The sequence below is a fragment of the Sphingorhabdus sp. genome (assembly GCF_044239005.1).
Lineage (GTDB): Bacteria > Pseudomonadota > Alphaproteobacteria > Sphingomonadales > Sphingomonadaceae > Sphingorhabdus_B.
On the sequence record NZ_JBIICH010000152.1, the window covers coordinates 1 to 4367 of the forward strand.

General features: G+C 56.9%; 2 protein-coding genes and 1 pseudogene. All 3 read right to left on the bottom strand.

Translation table 11 applies throughout. The features are described 5' to 3' along the window. Window positions 1-73: 73 nt before the first annotated feature. Window positions 74-1300 (bottom strand): 2-oxoglutarate dehydrogenase complex dihydrolipoyllysine-residue succinyltransferase, encoded by a 1227-nt coding sequence (odhB, locus tag ACILQA_RS10100; protein WP_395629575.1) that lies wholly within the window; start codon window positions 1298-1300, stop codon window positions 74-76. A 10-nt stretch (window positions 1301-1310) separates the two neighbouring features. After that, window positions 1311-4142, bottom strand: a complete 2832-nt coding sequence (locus ACILQA_RS10105; RefSeq protein ID WP_395629576.1) for a 2-oxoglutarate dehydrogenase E1 component — start codon at window positions 4140-4142, stop codon at window positions 1311-1313. A 40-nt stretch (window positions 4143-4182) separates the two neighbouring features. Continuing rightward, window positions 4183-4367, bottom strand: a pseudogene (locus tag ACILQA_RS10110) (GIY-YIG nuclease family protein); the annotation flags it as partial.

Consider the following 4367-nt stretch of genomic DNA (forward strand, 5'->3'; position numbering starts at 1 on the left):
GCGGCAACATAACCGCCCGGACCTGCACCGATAACGATCAGGTCATAATCATGTTCTGCCATTGCTCAGCTCCTTAAAGGTCGATCAACAACCGGGTCGGGTCTTCAATCGCCTCTTTGACGATTTTCAGGAATGTCACCGCCTCGCGGCCGTCGATGAGACGGTGGTCATAGCTTAGCGCCAAATACATCATTGGGCGAACCACAACCTGTCCGTCGCGGACAACGGGGCGGTCTTCGATACGGTGAAGACCAAGCACGGCGGACTGTGGCGGGTTGATAATCGGGGTCGACATCAGGCTGCCGAACACGCCGCCGTTTGAAATGGTGAAGGTTCCGCCCGACATATCTTCCATGGTGAGCGCGCCGGCCTTGGCCTTTGCACCAAAATCACCAATTGCCTTTTCAATCTGGGCAAAGCTCATCGCGTCGGCGTTGCGCACGACGGGCACGACGAGGCCATTTGGCGCGCTTACCGCGACCGAGACGTCGAGATAATTATGATAGACGATTTCGTCGCCATCAATCTGCGCATTCACGGCAGGAACGTCACGCGCCGCCAAAGCAACAGCCTTGGTAAAGAAGCCCATGAAGCCGAGGCGCACGCCGTGCTTCTTTTCAAACAGGTCTTTGTAGGTCGCGCGCGCTTCGATCACGGCGGACATATCGACATCGTTAAAGGTCGTCAGCAGCGCCGCTGTGTCTTGTGCAGACTTCAAACGCTTTGCGATCGTCTGGCGCAGGCGCGTCATCTTCACGCGCTCTTCCTGACGCGTACCTGTTGGGGCAGACGCAGCTGGCGTCGCCGTTGATGCCGAAGTGGCTGCAGGTGCAGGCGCACCCTTTGCAGCTGCAACAACATCTTCCTTAGTCAGGCGGCCATCCTTGCCGGTGCCTTTGATCTTGCTTGGGTCAATGCCGAGCTCAAGCACCAAGCGGCGAACCGCAGGCGACAAAGGCAGATCGCTATTTTCCGAAGCAGCGACCGGCGCAGGCGCAGCGGTGCTCGTAACGGCGGGGGCTACAGCGGCAGCGGCTGCAGCAGGTGCTGCGGCAGCGCCGGTGCCAGCATCGATTGAAGCAATGACCGCTCCGACATTAACGGTCGCGCCTTCCTCAACGGCATAGGCACCCATGATACCGGCGACAGGCGACGGCACTTCGACCGCGACCTTGTCGGTTTCAAGGCTGGCTATCGGTTCATCGACCGCAACCGGCTCACCCGGTTTCTTCAGCCATTGGCCAAGGGTCGCTTCAGTAATGGACTCGCCCAATACGGGGACTTTAACTTCAGTGCTCATAATTCAATCCTCAGGAGGATGGAGGGGTAACCGGCGTGGTTCCCCCCGTGCGTTGGCGGCGGATTTCTTCGCGGACATTGTGGCCCAATGCTTCGGCAACCAATGCGGCCTGTTCGGCTTGGTGGCGCTTGGCAAGACCCGTGGCCGTCGCGGCTGCGGCTTTGCGTCCGGCATAACGTGCGCGGACAGGGCCGACATTGGCTTCTGCGAGGCATTCTTCCAGATAAGGGTCGACGAAGCTCCAGCTGCCGGCGTTGCGGGGCTCTTCCTGGGCCCAAACGACCTCTTCCAAATTGGTCATACGCTTCAACCGGACAATCAATGGTTCGGCGGGGAACGGATATAGCTGCTCGATGCGGACAATCGCGGTGTTTGTGTCACCCGATGCATCGCGCGCTTCCATCAGGTCATAGGCAACCTTGCCCGAACATAGGACCAGTCGTTTGACGTCCTTGTCGGCAGGCGCGTTGATGTCCGACAGGATCCGCATGAAGTGGCTTTCGCCTTGGAAATCCTCTGCCTTGGAAACCGCGAGCTTGTGCCGCAACAATGATTTTGGCGTCATGACGATAAGCGGTTTGCGGAACGGCCGTGCCATTTGACGGCGCAGCAAATGGAAATAATTTGCAGGCGTCGTGCAGTTTGCGACCTGAATATTGTCTTCGGCGCACAATTGCAGGAAGCGCTCGAGCCGCGCGGAGCTGTGTTCCGGACCCTGTCCTTCATAGCCATGCGGCAACAGCATCACGAGGCCATTGGCGCGCAACCATTTCGCTTCACCGGCGGCAATAAACTGATCGATCATGGTCTGCGCACCATTCACGAAGTCGCCAAATTGCGCTTCCCAAAGCACCAGTGTCTTTGGTTCGGCACCCGCATAGCCATATTCAAAACCCAGCACGCCGAATTCCGACAAGGGACTGTCGAGGATTTCAAAACGGCCATGTGGCAATGTTGCCAGCGGGATGTATTTTTCCTCAGTCGTCTGGTCGACCCAGACGCCGTGGCGTTGGCTGAACGTACCGCGGCCCGAATCTTGGCCCGATAGGCGCACGCCATAACCTTCGGAAAGCAACGATCCGAAAGCGAGTGCTTCGCCTGTTGCCCAGTCAAAGTTCGCGCCTGTGCTGAACATCGCTTTTTTGGCATCGAGCACACGATTGAGTGTCGGGTGAATATTGTGGCCTTCGGGCACAGTGGTCAGCGTGCGGCCCATGCTATCAAACAGTTTTTTGGAAACACCTGTTTGCACATTTCGGCGTGCGGTTTCGGGATCGGCTGGTTTGGACAGGCCCGACCAACGTCCACCAAACCAGTCAGCGGCATTGGCTTTATAATCGGCTGCGCTGGCAAATTCCTGCTCAAGCGTCTGAACATAGCGCATGGCATGCTCATCCGCCCAATTCGCATCGATTACACCCTCGGCCTCAAGCCGTTTGGCGTACAAGCTGCTGACGGCGGGGTGGCCCTTGATCACTTTGTACATCAATGGCTGCGTGAAACCGGGTTCGTCGCCTTCATTGTGGCCAAAGCGGCGGTAGCACCACATGTCGATGACGATGTCGCGGTGGAATGTCTGGCGGAATTCAATCGCAATTTTACAGGCGAAGGTCACCGCTTCGGGATCATCACCATTGACGTGGAATATTGGTGCCTGAACGCCCTTGGCTACGTCGGATGGATAAGGCGAAGACCGCGCATATTGCGGGCTGGTTGTGAAACCAACTTGGTTGTTCACGATAAAGTGCAAGCAACCGCCGGTATTATACCCACGAATGCCGGAAAAGCCGAGGCACTCCCAAACGATGCCCTGCCCAGCAAAGGCCGCGTCACCGTGCAGAAGCACGGGCAGCACTTGTTCATGCTTGCCAAGGTCATCACGTGCGGTTTGGTTCGCGCGTACCTTGCCGAGCACCACTGGATTCACTGCCTCAAGGTGCGAAGGGTTTGGCACAAGGCTCATATGCACCTTGATGCCGTCAAATTCGCGGTCAGTGCTGGTGCCGAGGTGATATTTCACATCGCCCGAACCGCCAACATCATCAGGGTTCGCGCTTCCACCCGAAAATTCGTGAAAGATGATGCGGTATGGCTTTGCCATCACATTGGCCAAAACGTTGAGACGGCCACGATGCGGCATGCCGTAAACGATTTCGCGCACGCCCAACTGACCGCCATATTTGATGACGGCTTCGAGTGCGGGAATCATCGACTCGCCGCCATCAAGGCCGAAGCGCTTCGTGCCTACATATTTGCGGCCAAGGAATTTTTCATATTGCTCCGCCTCGATGACTTTGCCGAGGATGGCTTTTTTGCCTTCGGGCGTAAACTGGATGGCGGCATCTTTGCCCTCCATCCGCTCTTGCAGGAACCGGCGCTCTTCGACGTCGGAAATATGCATATATTCGAGGCCAACTGGGCCACAATAATTGGCGCGCAGCGTATCGACGAGCTCACGAACCGTGGTCCATTCGAGACCGAGCGTGCCGCCGACATAGACCCGCTTGTCGAGGTCTGCGCCAGAAAAACCATGATATTCGGGGGTAAGGTCAGCGGGAATGTCCTGCTTGGAAAGTCCAAGCGGATCAAGGTTCGCCGCCAGATGTCCGCGCACACGATAAGTGCGCACCAGCATCATTGCACGGATAGAATCGCTCGCTGCGGCAACGGCGTCGGCTTCTGCCATGGGCTTGCCAGCAGCCTTCGCCGCGGCCTTGACTTCGACCGCCATCTGCGTCGGATCAAGCGAAGCCGTCAGGTCATCGGTGATGGACAAAGGCCAATTCGAACGTGCCCAGCTCGGACCTTGCTCAGTTTCAAAATCTTGGTTTTCTAAGCCCATAAAACACCTCGTGTGCCCAAGCGAACGCCGGGGTCCAACATCAAACTAATGTCTCGTACAGATCCGCCCAGTTGGGGTTCATCTGTTCAATCTCACGCAACTTCCAAAGCCGCTTCCAACTTTTCATCTGCACTTCGCGCCGCCGCGCATCATGCAGATTTTCGAACCGCTGATACCAAACGAGAAGTTTGCACCCATATTGTTTGGTAAAGCCGTCAATCAAAC